We start from the raw sequence: 19,381 nt of genomic DNA on the forward strand, positions 1-19,381 counted from the left end.
TTTGATACGAACCAACCCCAAAATATAACCAACATGAACAAAATTACAAAACTGCTATTTCTTTTAATATTATTCTTAAACTGTACTGGCTATGCGCAGCAAGACGACAACTATTTGAAAGAAGCTAATCTTATTAAAACGATCGCTAAAAGAGTTGCACTTAAAAGTAAAATAAATATCACACTTAACGATAAAGGCATACTTGAAGTAAAGTCTCAAGATATTAAAGCTTTTAACAAACTTCTTGATAATAAGACAACTCCAAAAAAAATAGCCCAGTCCGATTCAAAAAAGAAAAAAACCAAAAAGCAAAATGGTCCACCAGAAACCGGTGGTGGTGAACAACCGGCAGCAGATGATGATAACGGTACCAAAGACAATAGTAAAAACAGCAATAGCAAAATAAGTACAGCTGAAAAAGATGAATTAACCAAAAGCACAGAGGAAAACGAACTTAAATACATTCTTTTTATTGCCAATACAGATGATCCGAATGAATTACTAAAGATCGCTTCTACGTGTCCTAAACGATTTGAAAATTTAGAAAAACTCTCCAAATTTGGTGATTTGCAAACTGAAGGCGTAAAAACTAACTTCGCCTTTTCAGAAGCAGAAATAATATACGGTATTGTAGATTTTACCATCAGCCGGGCAAAAGAGCAAATGGTTGAAGTTTACCTTTCAAAATGGTATAACACGTTGAAAGAAGATCCTATAATTAAACAACTTCTTCCGCAAACTTTGGGAGTTTTAAATGCTTTCAATACTACCCAAAGCCTAAATCTTGCGCAATACGGTGATAAATGGAAAGCTGCATTTCAGGAAGATCTTCGCAATTTTCCATTACAACTCCAAAATGAAGAATTCGTTGCCCTGCTTCTAAATAAAACAAATTTAACTGAATGCTCAGAAGTAAAAGCATCAGAAATAAAAGCAACTATCACAGGAGGTAGCCGATTGGTTTATGATCTTTATCTCAAGAAACATCTGGTAAATATTCTTAGCGATATGAGTGCCGAATATCTTCTAAAACCTAAACCTAAAAATGAAGTTTTTAAGAAATTAGCCGTATTGTCTGATATTCTCCTAAAAGCTGGTGGCACAATGGATAATAACGATGTCTACATATCAACTACTACAGAAGATATCAATCGAATGGATTTTGCTTCTTGGAAGATTTTCGCTAAACTAATATATATAAGACATTTAGACGCAATAAACTATATCTCTGATGGCGAAAGCAATGATTTCTTAACCCAACTTTTAATAGATTCAAATCTTAATAAATTTTCTGGCTTATATCGACAAACCATAAATATGACTTCTACTTACCAAAATGCAGTTAATAATTCAGGAAATGTAAAAACAAACGAATTAAATTTTGAAGAAAGCAGAAAGCTTTTTGAACTAAGTTTTCAACTCACAGATCAAGTTGTAAATTATATTCCGATCGTTATAAAAGATGCCGCCGTCGCAAAAAAAATAACAGACACTCATGCTAAAATAAAACAGTACTATTCTGCACTATCCGAAATTGGAGAAGGTATTGCAAACAGACGTTATGGCGCTGTCGTAGATGGTACTGCAGGAATTATCAGAATGATGGGCACAAATGAAAAAATGGAAACCACATTAAGTAACTTTCAAATATATGGTAGTTTCATGGTTAATATAATTAATGCCAAAGACTCAGAACAGGTTAAATCTGCGTTGGATGAATTGATACCCCGAAATTTATATAAGTTAAAGAATACGCATAAATACAATATATCGCTAAGTGCTTTCCCGGGCGTATTGGGTGGAGCAGAAAGAATTTATAAATTTAAGGAGAATGCTGATGGTACGCCTCAAACAGATCAGCCAAAAGAAAGTAGCTGGGCTTTTACACCAGCTGTCTATTTGCCTATAGGAATTGATTTGAGTTTAGGAAGTAAGTGTAAAGAAAAGAATTTTATCAGTACAAACCTTTTCATCCAAATTCTTGATCTTGGTGCGGCATTAAATTATAGAATAACATCAAATGATTCTGATGAAGAACCTGCTCCTAATGTCACTTTTAAACAGATGCTTTCACCAGGATTAGCAATTATGCGACATTTACCAAACTCACCAGTAGTATATGGAGTCAGTATGAACTATACTCCATCGCTAAGAACTATCAATCAATCAGGTAACGAATATCAATCTAATGCTTTCAGAGTAGGTTTATTTATTGCTATTGATGTCACTTTTCTTAATCTATACACTTCAAACCAAGTACCATAATGGCAACAGTTATTTACAATACTATGCAAATATGCCGCGAAGGAGCTCTTGAAGCAGGCACATTGGGAGGCTTTTTCACCTTTGGCGGAAAGGATGTTTTTGCAATCTCCAATAATCATGTAATAGCAAACCTTAATAATTGTTCTGTTGGGGATGCTATTTTTCAGGCCGGTTCTGACGTTCAAATAGGAACGCTTCAATACTGGATCAAACTCAATAATCAAAAGAATTATCTGGATATTGCATTGTTTAAACTTTTACCCGATATCGAACCATGCTGGAAATTACCGGGTAAAATAATATATCCGCCTTCTATAGAACAAGGTGTTGAGGAACAAATCGTATATATAATAAAAAATAATGGATCAATCAGGAAAGGTAAAGTATCAACACTTTTTATAGATGAAGAGATTATTTTTACTCATTCCGGCAGAAACTTTCCTTTTACGGGGCTAACAGAAGTCGATCCTCTGGAGGGAAGGCCATTTTCTATTCCAGGAGAATCCGGCAGTCTCATTTATGATGAAGACTATAATGTTTTAGGCGTTCTCATTGGTGCAAATCAGGATAAATCCAAAAGTTATTACGTTCCATTTATTCATGATAATTTGGGAATTGACGCAAAATATGAACTTGAAATCTGGAGGAAGAAGCGTAAATAATTCTCTTTTTATCTATAAAACTTACTTCAACGCCTCATAAAGTATTTCTACCGGATGTTGCGCTTTTCGTCCTGTACCGTCAGCGATTTGATGTCTGCAGCAAACATACAATCAATATGTAGTTGTATTATATATCATCCCTTAAACCCATTCTTTCTAATCTCATCTTTCCGTAATCAGTTGAAAAATAGTCGAACATTTCATTACCGCATCTCGGACAAATATTAAGATTCTCAAATCCTAATTGTTCGCTCGGCAGATTCTCTTTTTCTCTTTTTTGTCTCTCCCATGTAATACCGAGTTTTGTGGTAAAATAATCCGAGGAAGTTGGTTGTTCCTCTGGATTAACATTGAGAATGACTCCTAAATTATTTCCGCCGAAATGATTTGGACATTGTATGTTTTCAAAGTTCAATCCAAGTCCGTACACCTCCCTAATCATCCACCAAAGACTAAAACTTGAAAGTCCTAAAGAATTATCTCTGTTTCCCCCTACATCACTATGATAACCTGGAAACCAATGTTGTGCAAAACTTTGTTGCGCCCCTTTTTTAAATAAAATTGGCCGAAATGAATATCTTCTTTCATTTATTGAAACAGCATGTCTAAAATGTAGAATTCCTTTTTCAAGTTTTGATGAATTTAAATGAAAACTATTATTTCGCAAAAGATATAAATAGTTGCCAGGGACGCAATCAAATAAACCCAAAAAATGAACTTCCTTTTTAACATTTTCACATGACTTATGGCAGTTAGCCAAATATTCTCTAAAACCATCCTCTATTCTTCCTTGATATGCACTTGTACCATATCTAACAATCATAGATGCAAGATGCCTTGCGGCAAAAGCACCTCTACTAAATCCAAAAATGTATATTGCATCTCCATCTTCATAATTATTAGCAATATCCTCCCAAGCTTTACGAACAGCTCCAAAAACACCTTTCCCAAATGCTCCCCATACAGCTCTATTTACTTTTCCAATATTCTCTCCAACTCCAACATAATAAAATTGGACTTGGTTAACTTTTGAAATTGAAAGCTTAAGTGCATTAATATTCGTATCACAATTTCCTTCAATACCATTATTCCATGTTCCATCAAATAAGATGGTTATTTTTTTAGGCATAGCTACAATATTTAAGATTATTAAAAAAAATAAGACTAAATTTTCATATGTAAAAAAAAACAAAAATCACTGATTATCAGTATTTTAAATTTTACGAAATTACAATAAAAAAAGACTGCATTCATTTAAGAATGCAGTCTTTTTTAAAGAAAAAACTTAACTAAATTATTTTATTCTCTTATAAAACCTACTTCAAAGCTTCATAAAGTATTTCTACCGGATGTTGCGCTTTTCGTCCTGTACCGTCAGCGATTTGATGTCTACAACTTGTTCCTGAAGCCGAAATCAATGTCGCAGCTTCTTCCGAACGAATCGTTGGAAACAAAACCAACTCTCCTATTTTCATAGAAATGTCATAATGTTCTTTTTCATAGCCAAAAGAACCCGCCATTCCGCAACATCCACTTGGAATATTCAGAACTGTATAATTCTTTGGCAACATTAAAATTTTCTTTAACGGAACCAATGACGACAAGGCTTTCTGAAAACAATGTCCGTGCATTCTAACTCGTTCTGTTTTATCTGTAAAACTATTTGATGAAATTCGTCCTGCGTCTAATTCTTTGGCTAAAAACTCTTCGATTAAAAAGGTTTTGGTTGCAAATGTTTTCGCTTTTGCTTTTAAATCTCCACGGCACAAATCAGGATATTCATCACGAAAACTCAATATCGCCGAAGGTTCTATCCCGATTAAAACACCATTTTCTGGAATTGAAATTTCGAAATCTCTAGTATTTTGTTCTGCAATTTCTCGTGCTTGTTTTAGCATTCCTTTCGAAAGATATGTTCTTCCACTGATTCCAATTTTAGGAATTTCAACTTCATATCCTAAACTATTCAGAAGCTTAACAGACGTCTGCCCTATTTCAACATCATAATAATTCAGAAATTCATCATTGTATAAATACACTTTGCCATTTACAAAATCTCCTTTTTGAAGGTAATTTTTCATCCATTTTTCAAAAGTAATTTTGTGCATCAAAGGCAATTTTCTTTCTGTAGCAAAACCAGTTGCTTTTTTAATCACATTGCCCAAAACCCCTTTTGTTGACAAATTATACATCCACGGAATTGCGGCAAACAAATGGTTTATTTTTGGCGTATTTCCAATCAATCTTGAACGGAATTTTACGCCATTTTTATCATGATATTGTTGTAACGTTTCGGCTTTTAGTTTTGCCATATCAACATTCGACGGACATTCAGATTTACAACCTTTACAACTTAAACACAAATCGAGAACATCAAGCAGGTTTTCATCATCAAACCTGTTCGCTTTTTTCGAAGTTGTAATCGTTTCTCGCAACATATTTGCTCTTGCACGCGTAGTATGTTTTTCATCGCGCGTTGCCATATAACTTGGGCACATTGTACCGCCGCTTTTCTCTGTTTTTCTACAATCTCCAGATCCGTTGCACATTTCGGCAGCACGCAGGATTCCGTTATGTTCAGAGAAATCAAAATACGTTTCCGGCATTGGCGTTTCCTGACCCGCCGTATATCTCAAACTAGAATCCATTGGTGGCGTATTGACAATTTTCCCCGGATTAAAAACTCCCCAAGGATCCCAAACTTGCTTTATTTGAATAAACAATTGATAGATTTCTTCGCCCAACATCAACGGAATAAATTCTCCTCGAAGTCTTCCGTCGCCATGTTCTCCGCTCAAAGAACCTTTGTATTTCTTTACCAAATGCGCAATATCTGTTGCAATAGTTCTAAAAATTGCGGTGCCTTCTTTAGTTTTTAAATCTATAATAGGACGCAAATGCAATTCTCCCGTTGCCGCATGCGCATAATGCACGCAGTTTAAGTTTCGCTCTTTTAATATAGCATTAAAATCTTCGATAAAATCCGGCAAATCATTAACATCTACAGCAGTATCTTCGATTACGGCAACCGCTTTTGCGTCACCTGGGATATTCGATAATAAACCCAATCCTGCTTTTCTCAATGCCCAAACCTTGTTCGTATCGTCGCCATAAACAATCGGGAAATGATATCCCAGGTTTTTAGAACGCATCAAAGCTTCCATTTCTTTTGCAACAGCGTCAATTTCTTCTTGCGAATCTCTTAAAAATTCAACCGCCAAAATTGCCTGAGGATCTCCTTTTACAAAAAAACGATTCTTGCTTTGTTCTATATTTTCTTTGGTACATTCCAGAATATAATGGTCAATTAATTCGACACTATCCGGATTAAATTTCAACGCTTCTATATTTGCTTTTAGCGATTCATTTATGCTTTCAAAATGTACACAAACCAAAGCTGCGTAAGGTTTTAGCGCATCAACTAAATTCAATTTTATAGCGGTAGAAAAAAACAAAGTTCCCTCAGATCCTGCAATTAATTTACAGAAATTGAATTTCTCGTCGAAAGTTCCAAAAGGCATCGAATCCGCCAATAAATCCAAAGCATAACCTGTATTTCTCCTCGGAATTGTTTTCTTAGGAAAATTATCATCGAATAAAATTCTGTTACTTTCAGAAGATAATATTTCTTTTGCCTGAACATAAATCGCTTGCTCTAAAGGACTCACAACATTGATTCCATTACATTTATCTTCAAATTCAGCATTTGTTAAAGAACCAAAAGTAACTTCATTTCCATCTGCCAAAAAACCTTTGATTTCCAATAAATGTTCACGCGTAGATCCATAAATAACAGATCTTGCGCCACAAGCATTATTTCCAACCATTCCGCCAATCATACAACGATTACTGGTAGAAGTTTCCGGACCAAAAAAGAGTTTATATTGCTTTAAATGAAGATTTAGTTCGTCACGAATTACGCCCGGTTCTACCCAAGCCGATTTATTTTCCTGATCAACTGAAATAATTTTTGTGAACTCTTGCGAAATATCAACAATAATTCCGTTCCCAACCACTTGTCCCGCAAGCGAAGTTCCAGCGGCACGAGGAATCACACTGCTATTATTTTCTCTTGCAAAGGCAATAATCTTCTGAATATCTTCCTTCGTTTTCGGAATCGCAACCGCCAAAGGCATTTCTTTATAAGCGCTGGCATCTGTTGCATAGAGCAAACGCATCGTGTGATCGTAAAATAATTTACCCTCTAATTGCTTTTCTAAACCTTCAAGATTAATAGAACTCTTGGAAAGGATATTATTGTTATTCATTTTGATATTTTGATATTTTGATATTTTATTATGTAATTATCGATGCAAAGCTTAAACACTATATTGTCATTTCGACGGAGGAGAAATCTTCGCGAGAAGCTCCACAAAGATTGGATTTGCGTTGCGGAGTTACTTGTGAAGATTTCTCCTCCGTCGAAATGACAAAAATGCGTTTAAAGCTTCGAATTATGTATTAAATATTTTTTTCTACAATTCGCTTAAAGCGATATCTAAAAATTTCACCATTTCGTCAGCATTTTGTTTACTGAAAGTCATTGGTGGTTTTATTTTTAATACATTATGTAATGGTCCGTCTGTGCTTAATAAATAGCCATTTGCTTTCAATTTTTCGACTACGATATCTATTTCCGGAACTGCGGGTTCCTTTGTTGTTCTGTCTTTTACCATTTCGGCACCAATAAACAATCCATGTCCGCGAACATCACTTATTATTGAATATTTCGACATTAAACCTTTAAGTCCATCCATTAAATGATTTCCAACTTCTAAAGCGTGTTGTTGCATTTCTTCCTCCTGAATAACATCCAAAACCGCTAAACCTGTTGTCATAGAAACGGGATTTCCGCCAAAAGTGTTAAAATATTCAAGTCCATTATTGAAAGAATCTGCAATTTTTTCTGTAACAATTACTGCTGCAAGCGGATGTCCGTTACCAATTGGTTTTCCTAAAACGACAATATCAGGAACTACATTTTGCAATTCAAATCCCCAGAAATGATCTCCAATTCTCCCGAAACCAACCTGAACTTCATCGGCAATACAAACGCCTCCGACTGCTCTGACATAATCGTAAGCGGTTTTTAGATAATTTTCCGGTAACGGAATTTGCCCTCCAACTCCCAATAAAGTTTCACAGATAAATACGGCTGGCGCTTTGTCTTCTTTCTTTAAATCTTCGATGATTCTTTGTACATCTTCGGCATATTTTTCACCTGCTTTTTCGTCGCCATATTTATACGGACCACGATACAAATCCGGATTTATCGCTTTGTGAATCCAAGGCATTTGACCGGAACCGCCTTTGCTGTCAAATTTATACGGACTCATTTCCATTGCTACAGTCGATGTCCCGTGATACGCATGATCGAGCACAATAATATCTTTTTGTTTGGTATAATGACGGCTCATTCTGATTGCTAAATCATTGGCTTCACTTCCTGAATTTACGAAGTAGCAAACGCTAAGTTTTTCCGGTAATGTTGCTGTTAATTTTTCGGCATATTCTGTTATGGCGTCATTCAAATATCTTGTATTGGTATTTAAAGTTGCGATTTGCTTTTGCATTTTTCGAACTACAACCGGATGACAATGTCCAACATGCGAAGGATTATTGACGCAATCTACAAAGGTTCTTCCTTTATCATCGTATAAATATTGCAAAGCTCCTTTTACAATTTTTAGTTTGTCTTTGTAGCCAATGCTCAGATTTCGACCAATTTTCTTTTTACGAATTTCTAATAAATCACTATAATCATCTTCATTGATTAATCCGGCAAAACCGCACGCTTTTCTAAAAGCATCCTGAGCTTTGATTGGGTTAATTTCGATTAGTTTATACAACAAATCCCAAGCTGGTTTTTCTGTAATAAAATGATGCTCGTTATTACTGTCTAATGAAGCATTATAAGCAGATTGCGTCACGCTTATGCAAAGTCTTCCGGCAATTAAATAGTACAACAAATCTAATTCCTGCTCTGTCAATGCGTACGCTTTGTGATATCCAGCAACAATTGATGCGGCAACTTCCAACGGATTTTCTTCGTCGAGCATTGCATACGTACAGGCAATTGCCAAATTATTGATGAGTGCGGTATAAACCATATCGCCAAAATCGATCAAACCGCTGATGCGATTTTCTTGTACTAATACATTGTAATCGTTGGCATCGTTATGCACATATGCGTGTCTTAAACGGTGAATTTGCGGTAAAACTTCAGTATCAAACTGTAACAGAAAATAACCTGCAATACGTCTTCTTTCGTGATTTAAAATGTGTTTCAGATTATCTCCCGATTCGCTCGCACGACTAATATCCCAAGTATAATTGCGATGCATTGCGGGATGAGAAAAATCCTGTAACGCATTGTCCATCTTGCCTAAAAATGTTCCTAGATTGTGGTGTAATTCGCTTGTTTTGTCTTCTACATCAACCCAAAAAGTACCTTCGAGAAAGTTTAAAATTCTAATATAATACGTTTTAGAATCTCTTACTATTTTAGTTAATTCTTCGCCTTGTTTATTGATGCTAAAATGCTGAAAACAATCAGATATATTGCTTTTTTTAAGGTGCTGAATTATATTTATCTGCGCTTCTAAAAAAGGAAATGGATGACTCTCATTGGACACTTTTAGAATGTATTTTTCATTTTTCTCATTCGATAAAAGAAAATTCAATTCATCATATCCATTTAATGCTTTTACGGTCACGATTAATCCGTAATGTTCTTTTACTAAATCCTGAATAGTTGCTTCTGAAAAAGTCATTGTTACTATATTAAATTATTATTTTTTCGCCACGAATTCCACGAATTAGCACGAATTATATTTTGTTTATTTGCGTAATCTTGGAAGTTTTTTCGCCACGAATTTCACGAATTTACACTAATACTATGCGCATATTATTTTAAAAAATTCGTGCTCATTCGTGAAATTCGTGGCTAACTCTTACTTTATCTCAAACTTTTATTTCCAAATAATTGCCTGAGCCGGTTGTAATGGATTTTGTCCTACCAATATTTTGCTTCCTTGCGGAATTGGCAAGTTTACAGGTTCGTTTGTATAATTTACGCCTACATAAAAACCGTCTCTCCATTCTACATATACGCCTCTTGGTAAGTCTTCAATGGCAACTTTTGCACGTTCGTAAATTGTTCTTACAACTTCTCTTTCTAAGTTTCCGTCTTTGCTTTCAGCGCCAATATACGTAATTGTTCCTTTGCCTAATTTTCTGGTAATTGCCGCTGCTTTTCCTTTATAAAACTGATCTGCATAAGTTGCTAAAACTTCTGTTCCTTGTTTTGGATTTAAAACATCTGCCCACGAATTCCATTTGTATGTATTCGTTCCAGCGGTTATAGTTCCGTTTACATCTTCGACAAGCATGTCAAAAAATTCTACATCAGCTCCAATTAAAGGCACGATTGGTGCGCTCCAATTGGCTTCAAAGAAATGTCCGTTTTTATCTTTTTGACCTGTGCGACAAGAAAGAATTAAGTTTCCTCCATTCTCAACATATTTCGTCCATTTGTCGACTAATTTCTGATCGATCAATTGATAAGCCGGAGCCACAATAAACGGATAAGCAGAAAAATCATCTTCTTCTGTAATAAAATCCATTGGCGCACCAGTCGATTTTACAGCCGATGTGTACGTATTTCTATGTCTCCATGTATTCCAAAATTCCGTTTGTTTCTGGTTTTCCAAATCCCAAAGATTTTCATGACTCCATAAAAATCCAGTTTTTCTTTTCGAAAGATTCTCCGGAATCACCGCTTTTGGATTGTATTCCTTACGAAGTAATTTCATGTCTTCGATTGATTGTACGAACTCTTTTCCGCCTTGTGACAAAGTTACGCCATCAGTTCCTACGATTCCGTCGTGGTACATTTCGCTGCTTCCCAACGGATGTCTGTATCTATACGTACATGTAAAAGAACAACCGCCGCCAAAAGCTTGCGAGATCCACATATGAACCGTTCCCGGAAGTAATTGCGGGTTTATACTTGCCCAGTTTACTTGTCCCGGCTGCATTTCCATAACGCCCGTAACGCCGTTTATAGATCTGTAATAATCATTGGCTTCCGAAATTTTATTAGGTTGTCCCATTCTAAAATTCTGTCCTCCCAATGTATTTCTTCCGCTTACGGGATACATTGTGTACGTTGCAAAATCCATTTTGTCTGTTCTTCTTGGATCTGCGCCGTAAACTACATTCGTATAATTTGTAGTAATCCATTGTTTTGGATCAACATATTTACGAAGTGTTTCTGCTTGCAAATTCAGATATTCTGCCTGAGAATCTGCTGTGAATCTTTTGAAATCTAAAATCGCATGCGGACTCAATTTATCTTCCGAATAAAGCTCTGCATTTGGAATCGCGATTTGCTCGAAATTATTATATCGAATACTCCAGAAACTTCCCAACCATTCGGCATTTAGCTTTTCGATTGTTCCGTATTTAGCTTTAAGCCATTTCTGAAACCCTTTTTGTGCAGACGGACTAAAATCATCTGGCGCGCCCGGCTCGTTATCCACTTGCCAGCCCATAATGTTTTTGTTTTTACCGTATCTTTTTCCGAGTTCTGTAACTATTTTTTCTACAAACTCTCTGTATTTTTCATTCGAAACAGACTGATTTGCTCTGTTACCATGTTCTCTGCGGCGACCACTTGCATCTACCAAATAAATCTCTGGATACTTCTCTCCCATCCAAGCTGGCGGAGTTGGCGTTGGCGTACAAAGAATTACTTTTAATCCTTGTTTTTCGGCTATAGCCAAAGCATCATCCAGCCATTTAAAATCATATTTACCTTCTTCAGGTTCCATAAAAGTCCATGCAAATTCGGCAAAATGCGTAAACTCAAATCCTAGTTTTTTGATGTTTTTTAGATCTCGTTCCCATTGTTCTCTCGGCCATTGTTCCGGATAATAATAAACCCCAATTTGCATTAAATCCGGCTTTGAGAAAAAACGCTGCGGATCTTTCTTTTCTGTAACTGTAGTTTTTTTGCTTTGAGCAAAAACAGGCACCGAATTGCAACTTGCAATAAGCAATCCTGTCAATACTATTTTTGAAAGCGATATATTTTGGTTGAACATACTTTGTAATATTGTTGTGTTAATCAAATTTAGATAAATAATTTCAGTTGCTGATTTTGTGTAGTCCCTACGGGCAATGTCATTAAGTTAAAGTTTTTTAATATTGTATCGAATAAATCTCACGCAAAGTCGCAAAGCCGCCAAGTTTAAACTCAATATTGTCATTTCAAAGGAGAGATATTCGTGAGAAGCTCGACAAATATTGGATTCTCGTTACGGAGTTACTTGCGGAGATTTCTCCTTCGTCGAAATGACAAAACCTTTGCGACTTCGCGCCTTTGCGAGATTAATTTTATTTCTAAAAGCTTAACTTAATGCCATTTCCCACTGATACTTTAAATTAACTTAACTATTTATCCTCTAAAAGCAGCATCAAATAATGAGACGCTGACCAGCTAAAACTAAAGGCTTCTAATCCTTTTCCTGTAACTGGCTGATAGTTTTCTCTTATTGAAGTGCCTTTGTCTAAAACTCCTTCGGCATTATAAATCAGTTTGTGCGCTAATTCGTTTGCTTCGTTTGTGCATCCGTATTTCTCTAAACCGTTTATTCCAAAATAGCTTTGATCTAACCAAACCGGTCCTCTCCAATATCCGCCTTCCGGTTTAAATTTAGGGTGATTTGCTGCCAATGTTGGTAACGGAACAAATGTGTTTAAGGAATTTGTATCCATCATATTTGTTTTGGCTGCTTTGGCTTGTTCTGGTGTTGCAACTTCTGCCCAAATTGGCAAATATCCTTCACAGCCCATTGCTTTTATCAATGTTTTTCCGTCGATTGTTGTGTCGTAAAACCAACCTGTTTCGGCATCCCAAAATTGAGTTTGAATTTTACCTTTTAAGGTTATACTTTCGTCTTTCCATTTTTTAGCTTCTTCGGTTAGTTTTAGAACTTCTGCCATTTTATTCAGATAGTTTTTTTCTGCATATAAAAAGGCGTTTAAATCAACACTTTCCTGATCTAATGAATATGCTTTTTCTCCATTTTTCAGGATTTTGCTATCATCAAAACGAACGGCGTTGTCCATTCCGCTTTCCCATTTTGCTGCGATTACAGTTCCGTCAGTTGAGCCAAATTCGCATAAACCATCTTGGTCGTGATCACGTTCTTTGTACCACCAATTGTGATATAATTTTAGCTTTGGATAAAACTCTTTTATGAAATTAACGTCTTTTGTTTTCTCATAAATTTTCCAGATTGCCCAAGCTGCAAGCGGCGCTTTTGTGTTTCGGTAATTGTTTTCTTCCAGAAGATTATTTCTATAAATACAATCCGGAATAAATCCGTTTGGTTCCTGATAATCAAACAAAGCTCGCATTTGATTTTTCGCTAATTCCGAATCATAATTAGCTACTGCAACGGCGTGTTTCCAACTGTCCCAAGCCCAAAAACCATGAAACCATTCGTAATTATAACTCGGGAAAAGTCCGCCGTGTTTTAATCCTTCTGCGGCAATTCTTGTATTATTTTGTAATGTCAATACTAATTTTGCTACTAAATCAGAATAAACTGCGTCTTTGTAAATGCTTTTCTTTCTGGCAATTAATTGTGCCAATTGCTTTTCTTTTTCCTTTTGCGTGTTGTTTAAAAGCGTATTAAATGCTGTTTTTGCTATTGCTTCGTTTTCGTTTTTCCATGAATATTGAGCAAAAATAAACGTTTGAGCAACTACAATTTCTTTGGTTTCATTTGGTTTTAAGACCAATTTTTCTGTTTGTGCTTTGTATCCTTGTTTTGAAATTTCAATTTCGGGATTGCTTTTCAAAAACTGAATATAACCTGTCGCTGTACTTTTCGTGGAAACGATTTTTAATGTGTTTCCCTCTTTCGATAATTGTAAATCATCCAGAAATATATTCGATTCATACGAAGGAAAAAGTGTTATTGCCTTTCCTGATGTATTGGTAATGCTTGTTTTTTGTAATGCGGAATGTCCTGATAAAAATACTAATTGTTGTTTTATCGTTAGTTTTTCATTTTTAAATTCTTGTTCTAAATGGCTGTTGTAGCTGTTTTGAGCAACTAATGCACTTTTCCAGTTGATGGCTTCTTGTTTGTTTTCATCCTTTAGCTGCAGCGAAACAAAAGATGGACTTAACCAAACTCCATTTTGTTCTGTCATTAAAAATGGTCCTGAAAATCCTGCCTGAACTTCTGATTGTTCTAAGAATCCGAAGGCAAACCATGCGCCTTTATCTGAAAATGCTAATGGTTTTCTGTCTGTAGCATTTGTTGGGTTTCCTTTGTAATTTATACTGTTTTTGGCTGATTCTAAGTTTGGAAAACTCTTTTGGGACCAACCATTTTGTAATATAAAAAAGGATGCAAGAATAAAAAATATTTTCTTTTTGCCCATGTTATTTTGTTTTTTTGATGTGTTTTTATTTAGATATAATATACTAAATGTTTCTTTTTGTTAAATACTTTTAGAAAAAAGTTCGCCACGAATTCCACAAATTATCACGAATTATTTTAAAAATAATCAACATAATAAATTAGTGGAAATTCGTGGAATTCGTGGCGAAAAAAAAACTTTAATTGAATTCTTTTTAAATTATTATTTCGTTTGCAATTCTGTTAAAGGAATTGGGTAAAAGCTGTTTTTTGATGCATCAAAACCTGTGCGTCCAACGGCGTCAAGTGCTGCTTTTGTTTTTCCCCAACGGCGTAAATCATAAAAACGATAGTTTTCTAATGGGAATTCTATGATTCTTTCGTGCTCGATTTGTGCTCTTACTTCGGCAGTTGTTGTTCCTGTCATTCCAGGCATATCTGCTCTTGCGCGAACTTTGTCGATATACGGAATCGCTTCTGCGCTACGCCCTAATTCGTTTAATACTTCGGCTTGCATCAATAATACATTCGCATAACGCATCAATGGAATGTTGATTGCGGTAAATTCCTGATTCATTTTTTCCTGCGTACTTGGGATATATCTTCTGTAAACAGGTTTGTCTGTACCTCCAAATTTTTCATCGTAAGTTGTTCCTAATACCAATGGATTATTTGGATCATTGAAATATGGATCTTTGAAGAAAATTGTGCTGTAAAGACGTGTATCGTAATTTCCTGTTGTTGCAATTTTTCCTTCTTTTTTGAATTCGCTTACAAGCATTGCACTTGGCAGAATTTCATCCCAACCTCCAAGTTCAGATGCTGCCATCCAATAATGAAGTGCGTTACGGTAGAATGCTCCGTTTGCTGTAGTTTCTGAAAATTGCAATTCGAAAATAGATTCTTTGGTGTTTTTCGTAGTTCCGTCAAACATAGAAACATAATCTTTCACTAATTCATATCCTTGAACTTTATTAAGCGCTGTAAGTGCTTCGTTTAAGAATGCTTGTTTTTGAGTTGTTTCTTCATATGCTCTTGTCAAATAAGCAAATCCAAGGTAACTATTTGCTGCTCCGCTTGTTGCGCGACCTGTTTTGTCTGCAGATTGTTTTGCAGGAAGTACATCGGCTACAGCCTTTAATTCGCTTGTAATAAAATCCCAAGCTGCTGCACGTGTTGCCAACGGAACATTTAGATCACTTTCTTTGGTTACATATTTATTTCTAATGTAAATCTGATCCCAATTCAAAAGCAATTTCATGTGATAATATGCGCGTAAAAAACGAGCTTCGGCTTCAATTTGTTTGCGATCTGTATCGCTTATTGTTGCTGCCGGAACTTGTGGCAATTTGTCAATAACCTGATTGGCATTACTGATTCCTCTGTAATTAATTTTCCAATAACTGGTAAACTGACTGTTTCCGTTTGTGTAGGTAAATGTCGAAAGTTCTACCCAGTTTTGGTAGTTTAATGCGTCACTTCCTAATTCGTTAATGTCATCGCGATACGCTTCAACCGGCCATTTTACTTCGGCGAAAGCCCATTCGTCAACGGCACATTCTAATTGAGAATAGGTTGATGCCAAAGCAGATTCCGCATCAGCTTTATTTCTCCAAAAATTACCTGAAGTAAGTTGATCCGGAGATTGTTGGTCCAAATAATCACTACAACTTGTGATGGTGAACAGACCTATTGTGGATAATAATAAAAATATCTTTTTCATGATAATGTCTTTTTTAAATCGTATTAAAATATATACTGAACTCCAGATACAAATGATCTTGTAAATGGATAAACAAAACGGTCAACACCCGTGTCTACTACTGAAGCACGTGAGAATTCAGGATCTATACCTGAATAATTGGTGATGGTAAACAGGTTTTCGACGCTTACATAAAATCTAAGTTTGTCGATTTTTGCTTTACCTAACATTTTGCTCGGAATAGTATATCCCAATTGCAATTGGCGCATTCTAATAAAATCTCCACTTTCAAGAAAACGATCTGATTCACGGCTGTTTCCGTTTGGATCCTGCAATACTGCACGTGGTATATTACTGTGATTTTCCGGTGTCCATGAATTTAATGTTGAAGCCAACATGTTGGTTCCTGAATTCATAGATTCGTAGAAATATCTGTTTCCGTTGTATAATTTATTACCCCAACCGCTTCCAATCAAAGCAGAAAAATCGAAACCTTTGTAACTTGCTCCTAAACTAAGGTTTACTTCTAGTTTTGGTAATCCTGTTCCGGCGTATTGTTTGTCTTTTTCGTCGATAACGCCGTCATTATTCAAATCTTTGAAACGAATATCTCCGGGTTGTGCATTTGGCTGTAGTAAAACTCCGTTTTTGTTATGAGCTGCAACTTCTTGTGCATTTTGGAAAATACCATCTGTTTTGTACAAATAGAATCCGCTGATTGGACTTCCTACGCGAGCTTGAGTTGGAAAGTGTTCGTCTCCATATTTCAATCCTTCTCCGTAAATTGTTTGTCCTTCGTTTGCTAATTCTACCACTTTATTTTTAAGTGTGGTAAGGTTTAAACCTGCGTTGTATTTGAATTCGTTAACCTGATCGCGATAGTTTACTTCAAATTCAAATCCGCTATTGCTAATTTTACCTACGTTAAGAATTGGATCGTCGATTCCGGCAGATGGAGCCAGTTTTTTGGTAATCAACAAATTGTCTGTTACATTATGGTAGTAATTCATCGAACCGCTGATTTTTCCTTTCAAAAGGGTATAATCAAGTCCAATATTCTTAGAATCTGTCGTTTCCCATTGCAGATTTCTGTTTTCTAATGCTGTTGCAATACTTCCCGGCCAAGGGTTGCTTCCAATTCCTTGTACATAACCATTACCTAAAGTATTTCCGGTTTTAATCAATGTATTTGCTGAGTAATATCCTAATGCAGCTTCGTTACCCAATTGTCCCCAGCTTGCACGTAATTTTAATGTAGAAAGGATCATATCTTTTGGGAAGAAATCTTCTTGTTCGATTTTCCATCCTAAAGCAACAGATGGGAATGTTCCCCAACGGCTGTCTTCTCCAAATTTTGAAGAACCATCTTTTCTAACCGTAACCTGAAGTAAGTAACGATCATTGTATGAATAGTTTAACCTTCCGAAGAAAGATACACGATTGTATTGAAATTTTGAACCGTCTGCAGTATATGTTCCGCCTCTTCCTGCTCCAATAGTTTCGAAACCAGGATCAAGAAATCCAGACGGACGATCGATTGAAACTAATTGTCCATTTTCTACCGTATAATCCGTTGTTTTACCTTCTACGCTAACTTGATTCCAGTTTGAAGATTGACTGTTGAAAGTATTACCAAGCATTAAACCGAAAACATGTTTACCGAATGTTTTATCGATTGTGATAATATTGTCTAATATTTGCTCGTTCCAGGTTGTTCTTAATTCGCTTTGCAACGGATAAAGATGCACCTCTTTTGGATTTGCTATATAAGGTGGAAAATGAACCATTTGCTGGTTATTTTTCACACGATAAGAATACGCTAATTTGTATTTTATCCAAGGAGCAATATTTGTTGTAATAGCGATATTTGCAGTTAAATCCTGTCCTACGTCATTGCTTTTTCTAAAGTGTTCTTCGGCAACTGGATTTGTTGCTGCCGGTAAACCATTTTTGTCTGCCAATCCGTAACCGTATGGTTGTGTTTCGTCATAAACCGGAACTAAAGGCGCCATTGTATAAACTTCTTTTAACTGAAAGTTTGGCAATGCATTTTGTGTTCCGATGTAAGCCATTTTCCCGTCTACATCAAAAATCGTTTTTTTGAAACTAACTCTTGCGCTTGCTGTTTGTTGTCCAAATTCGTTGTCAATTACGATTCCTTTTTGCTTTACTAAATTACCGTATAAAGCAAATTTAAAATCACCTTGTCTTCCCTGAACTCCTAAACCGTAATTTTGGGTAAATCCAGAACGGAAAACTTCATCCTGCCAATCTGTATTTACATTAGATGGCGCTGTAATATAAGCCGGAAGCGGTTTTGGCGTAGTTGCATATTTATTATATTCATCATACATTCTTTTATTAACCGTGCGATATCCGTCAGCGTCTAATAAGTCTAATGTTTTTGATGGATTTGTAATGCTTAAAAAGGAACTGAAATCAACTTTTACGCCTTCTTTCTGACCATTTTTAGTCGTTACGATAATTACACCATTTGCGGCTACAGATCCGTAAATTGCAGCTGCAGCACCATCTTTAAGAACCTCCATAGATTCTATATTGGTTGGGTTGATGGTATTAATAGATCCTTGAAATCCGTCAATAATATAAAGTGGTTCTGTTGCTCCAAAAGTGTTAACTCCACGAATTTTTACACTTACAGAAGCTCCTGCAACTCCACCGCTTTTTTGCACGTTTACCCCTGCAACTAAACCTTGAAGTGCCTCGGCCGGACTTGTTGTGGCTCTGGTTTCAAGACTTTCTTTTTTAACGGTAGAAATAGCTCCGGTCACGTTACTCTTTTTCTGAGATCCGTAACCTATAATAACGACTTCATTTAATTTATTGGTTTCTTCCTGCATAACCACATTAAATTCTGTGCGGTTATTTACGGCTTCACTTTTTCCTATGAAACCCATATAAGAAAAAATGATAACGGGATCTGTAAGACTTGAGGAATATACCAGCGTATAATTTCCGTCGATGTCTGTTGCTGCATTGTACTTTGAGTCTTTGATAGAAATACTAACACCTGGCAATGTGTTGTTTTTATCGTCTGTAACTTTTCCTGAAATTGTCTTTTGTGCTTGTGCGAAGTTGATGCTTGGCAACCATAGACATAGCAGTAAAGGAAGCAAATTTAGCTTCCTAACTAGTAGTTTTTTCATTCTGGTAATGGTTTTAGTTAGTTAAAATTTTCTTTTTTTTGTTGTTTTTTATTTAATATGACGCAATTTATTTAGTCAGTGGCGGTAAAACACTGACCAAATAAATTACGGTACTGTTTATGACTTTTGGTGTAAGCTTTAGTT

The 19,381-nt window shown here is 35.8% G+C and carries 9 protein-coding genes; 2 read left to right on the top strand and 7 right to left on the bottom strand.

What is annotated here, in order from left to right; translation table 11 throughout:
• Window positions 1-33: 33 nt before the first annotated feature.
• Both WN975_RS07645 and WN975_RS07650 read left to right on the top strand, forming a co-directional pair.
• On the top strand, window positions 34-2,265 hold the full coding sequence (locus WN975_RS07645) for a hypothetical protein (protein WP_337965998.1): 2,232 nt from the start codon (window positions 34-36) through the stop codon (window positions 2,263-2,265).
• Complete coding sequence (locus tag WN975_RS07650; RefSeq protein WP_337965999.1) at window positions 2,265-2,927, top strand: hypothetical protein; 663 nt, start codon at window positions 2,265-2,267, stop codon at window positions 2,925-2,927. Before WN975_RS07645 ends, WN975_RS07650 begins: the two co-directional genes overlap by 1 nt.
• Window positions 2,928-3,054: 127 nt before the next feature.
• Here the strand turns inward: WN975_RS07650 and WN975_RS07655 are convergent, their stop codons facing one another.
• From WN975_RS07655 to WN975_RS07685, 7 genes are all read right to left on the bottom strand, one after another.
• Window positions 3,055-4,056, bottom strand: coding sequence for a DUF2235 domain-containing protein (locus tag WN975_RS07655; RefSeq protein ID WP_337966000.1), 1,002 nt, complete (start codon window positions 4,054-4,056; stop codon window positions 3,055-3,057).
• Window positions 4,057-4,243: 187 nt separating this feature from the next.
• Window positions 4,244-7,195, bottom strand: a complete 2,952-nt coding sequence (locus tag WN975_RS07660; RefSeq protein WP_337966001.1) for an FAD-linked oxidase C-terminal domain-containing protein — start codon at window positions 7,193-7,195, stop codon at window positions 4,244-4,246.
• 207 nt (window positions 7,196-7,402) lie between these two features.
• Window positions 7,403-9,700, bottom strand: coding sequence for an aminotransferase class III-fold pyridoxal phosphate-dependent enzyme (locus tag WN975_RS07665; RefSeq protein WP_337966002.1), 2,298 nt, complete (start codon window positions 9,698-9,700; stop codon window positions 7,403-7,405).
• 198 nt (window positions 9,701-9,898) lie between these two features.
• Entirely contained in the window at window positions 9,899-12,034 is a 2,136-nt protein-coding gene (locus WN975_RS07670) for a beta-galactosidase (RefSeq protein WP_337966003.1), read from the bottom strand.
• 349 nt (window positions 12,035-12,383) lie between these two features.
• Window positions 12,384-14,390 carry a trehalase family glycosidase gene (locus WN975_RS07675; protein ID WP_337966004.1) on the bottom strand — a complete coding sequence of 669 codons (2,007 nt, stop codon included), beginning with the start codon at window positions 14,388-14,390 and terminating at the stop codon, window positions 12,384-12,386.
• A gap of 201 nt (window positions 14,391-14,591) precedes the next feature.
• Window positions 14,592-16,091, bottom strand: coding sequence for a RagB/SusD family nutrient uptake outer membrane protein (locus WN975_RS07680; protein ID WP_337966005.1), 1,500 nt, complete (start codon window positions 16,089-16,091; stop codon window positions 14,592-14,594).
• Between the two features lie 23 nt (window positions 16,092-16,114).
• Window positions 16,115-19,237: a TonB-dependent receptor gene (locus WN975_RS07685; RefSeq protein ID WP_337966006.1), complete on the bottom strand. Its 3,123-nt coding sequence runs from the start codon at window positions 19,235-19,237 to the stop codon at window positions 16,115-16,117.
• Between the last annotated feature and the right edge of the window lie 144 nt (window positions 19,238-19,381).

Source organism: uncultured Flavobacterium sp., assembly GCF_951805225.1.
Classification (GTDB): domain Bacteria; phylum Bacteroidota; class Bacteroidia; order Flavobacteriales; family Flavobacteriaceae; genus Flavobacterium.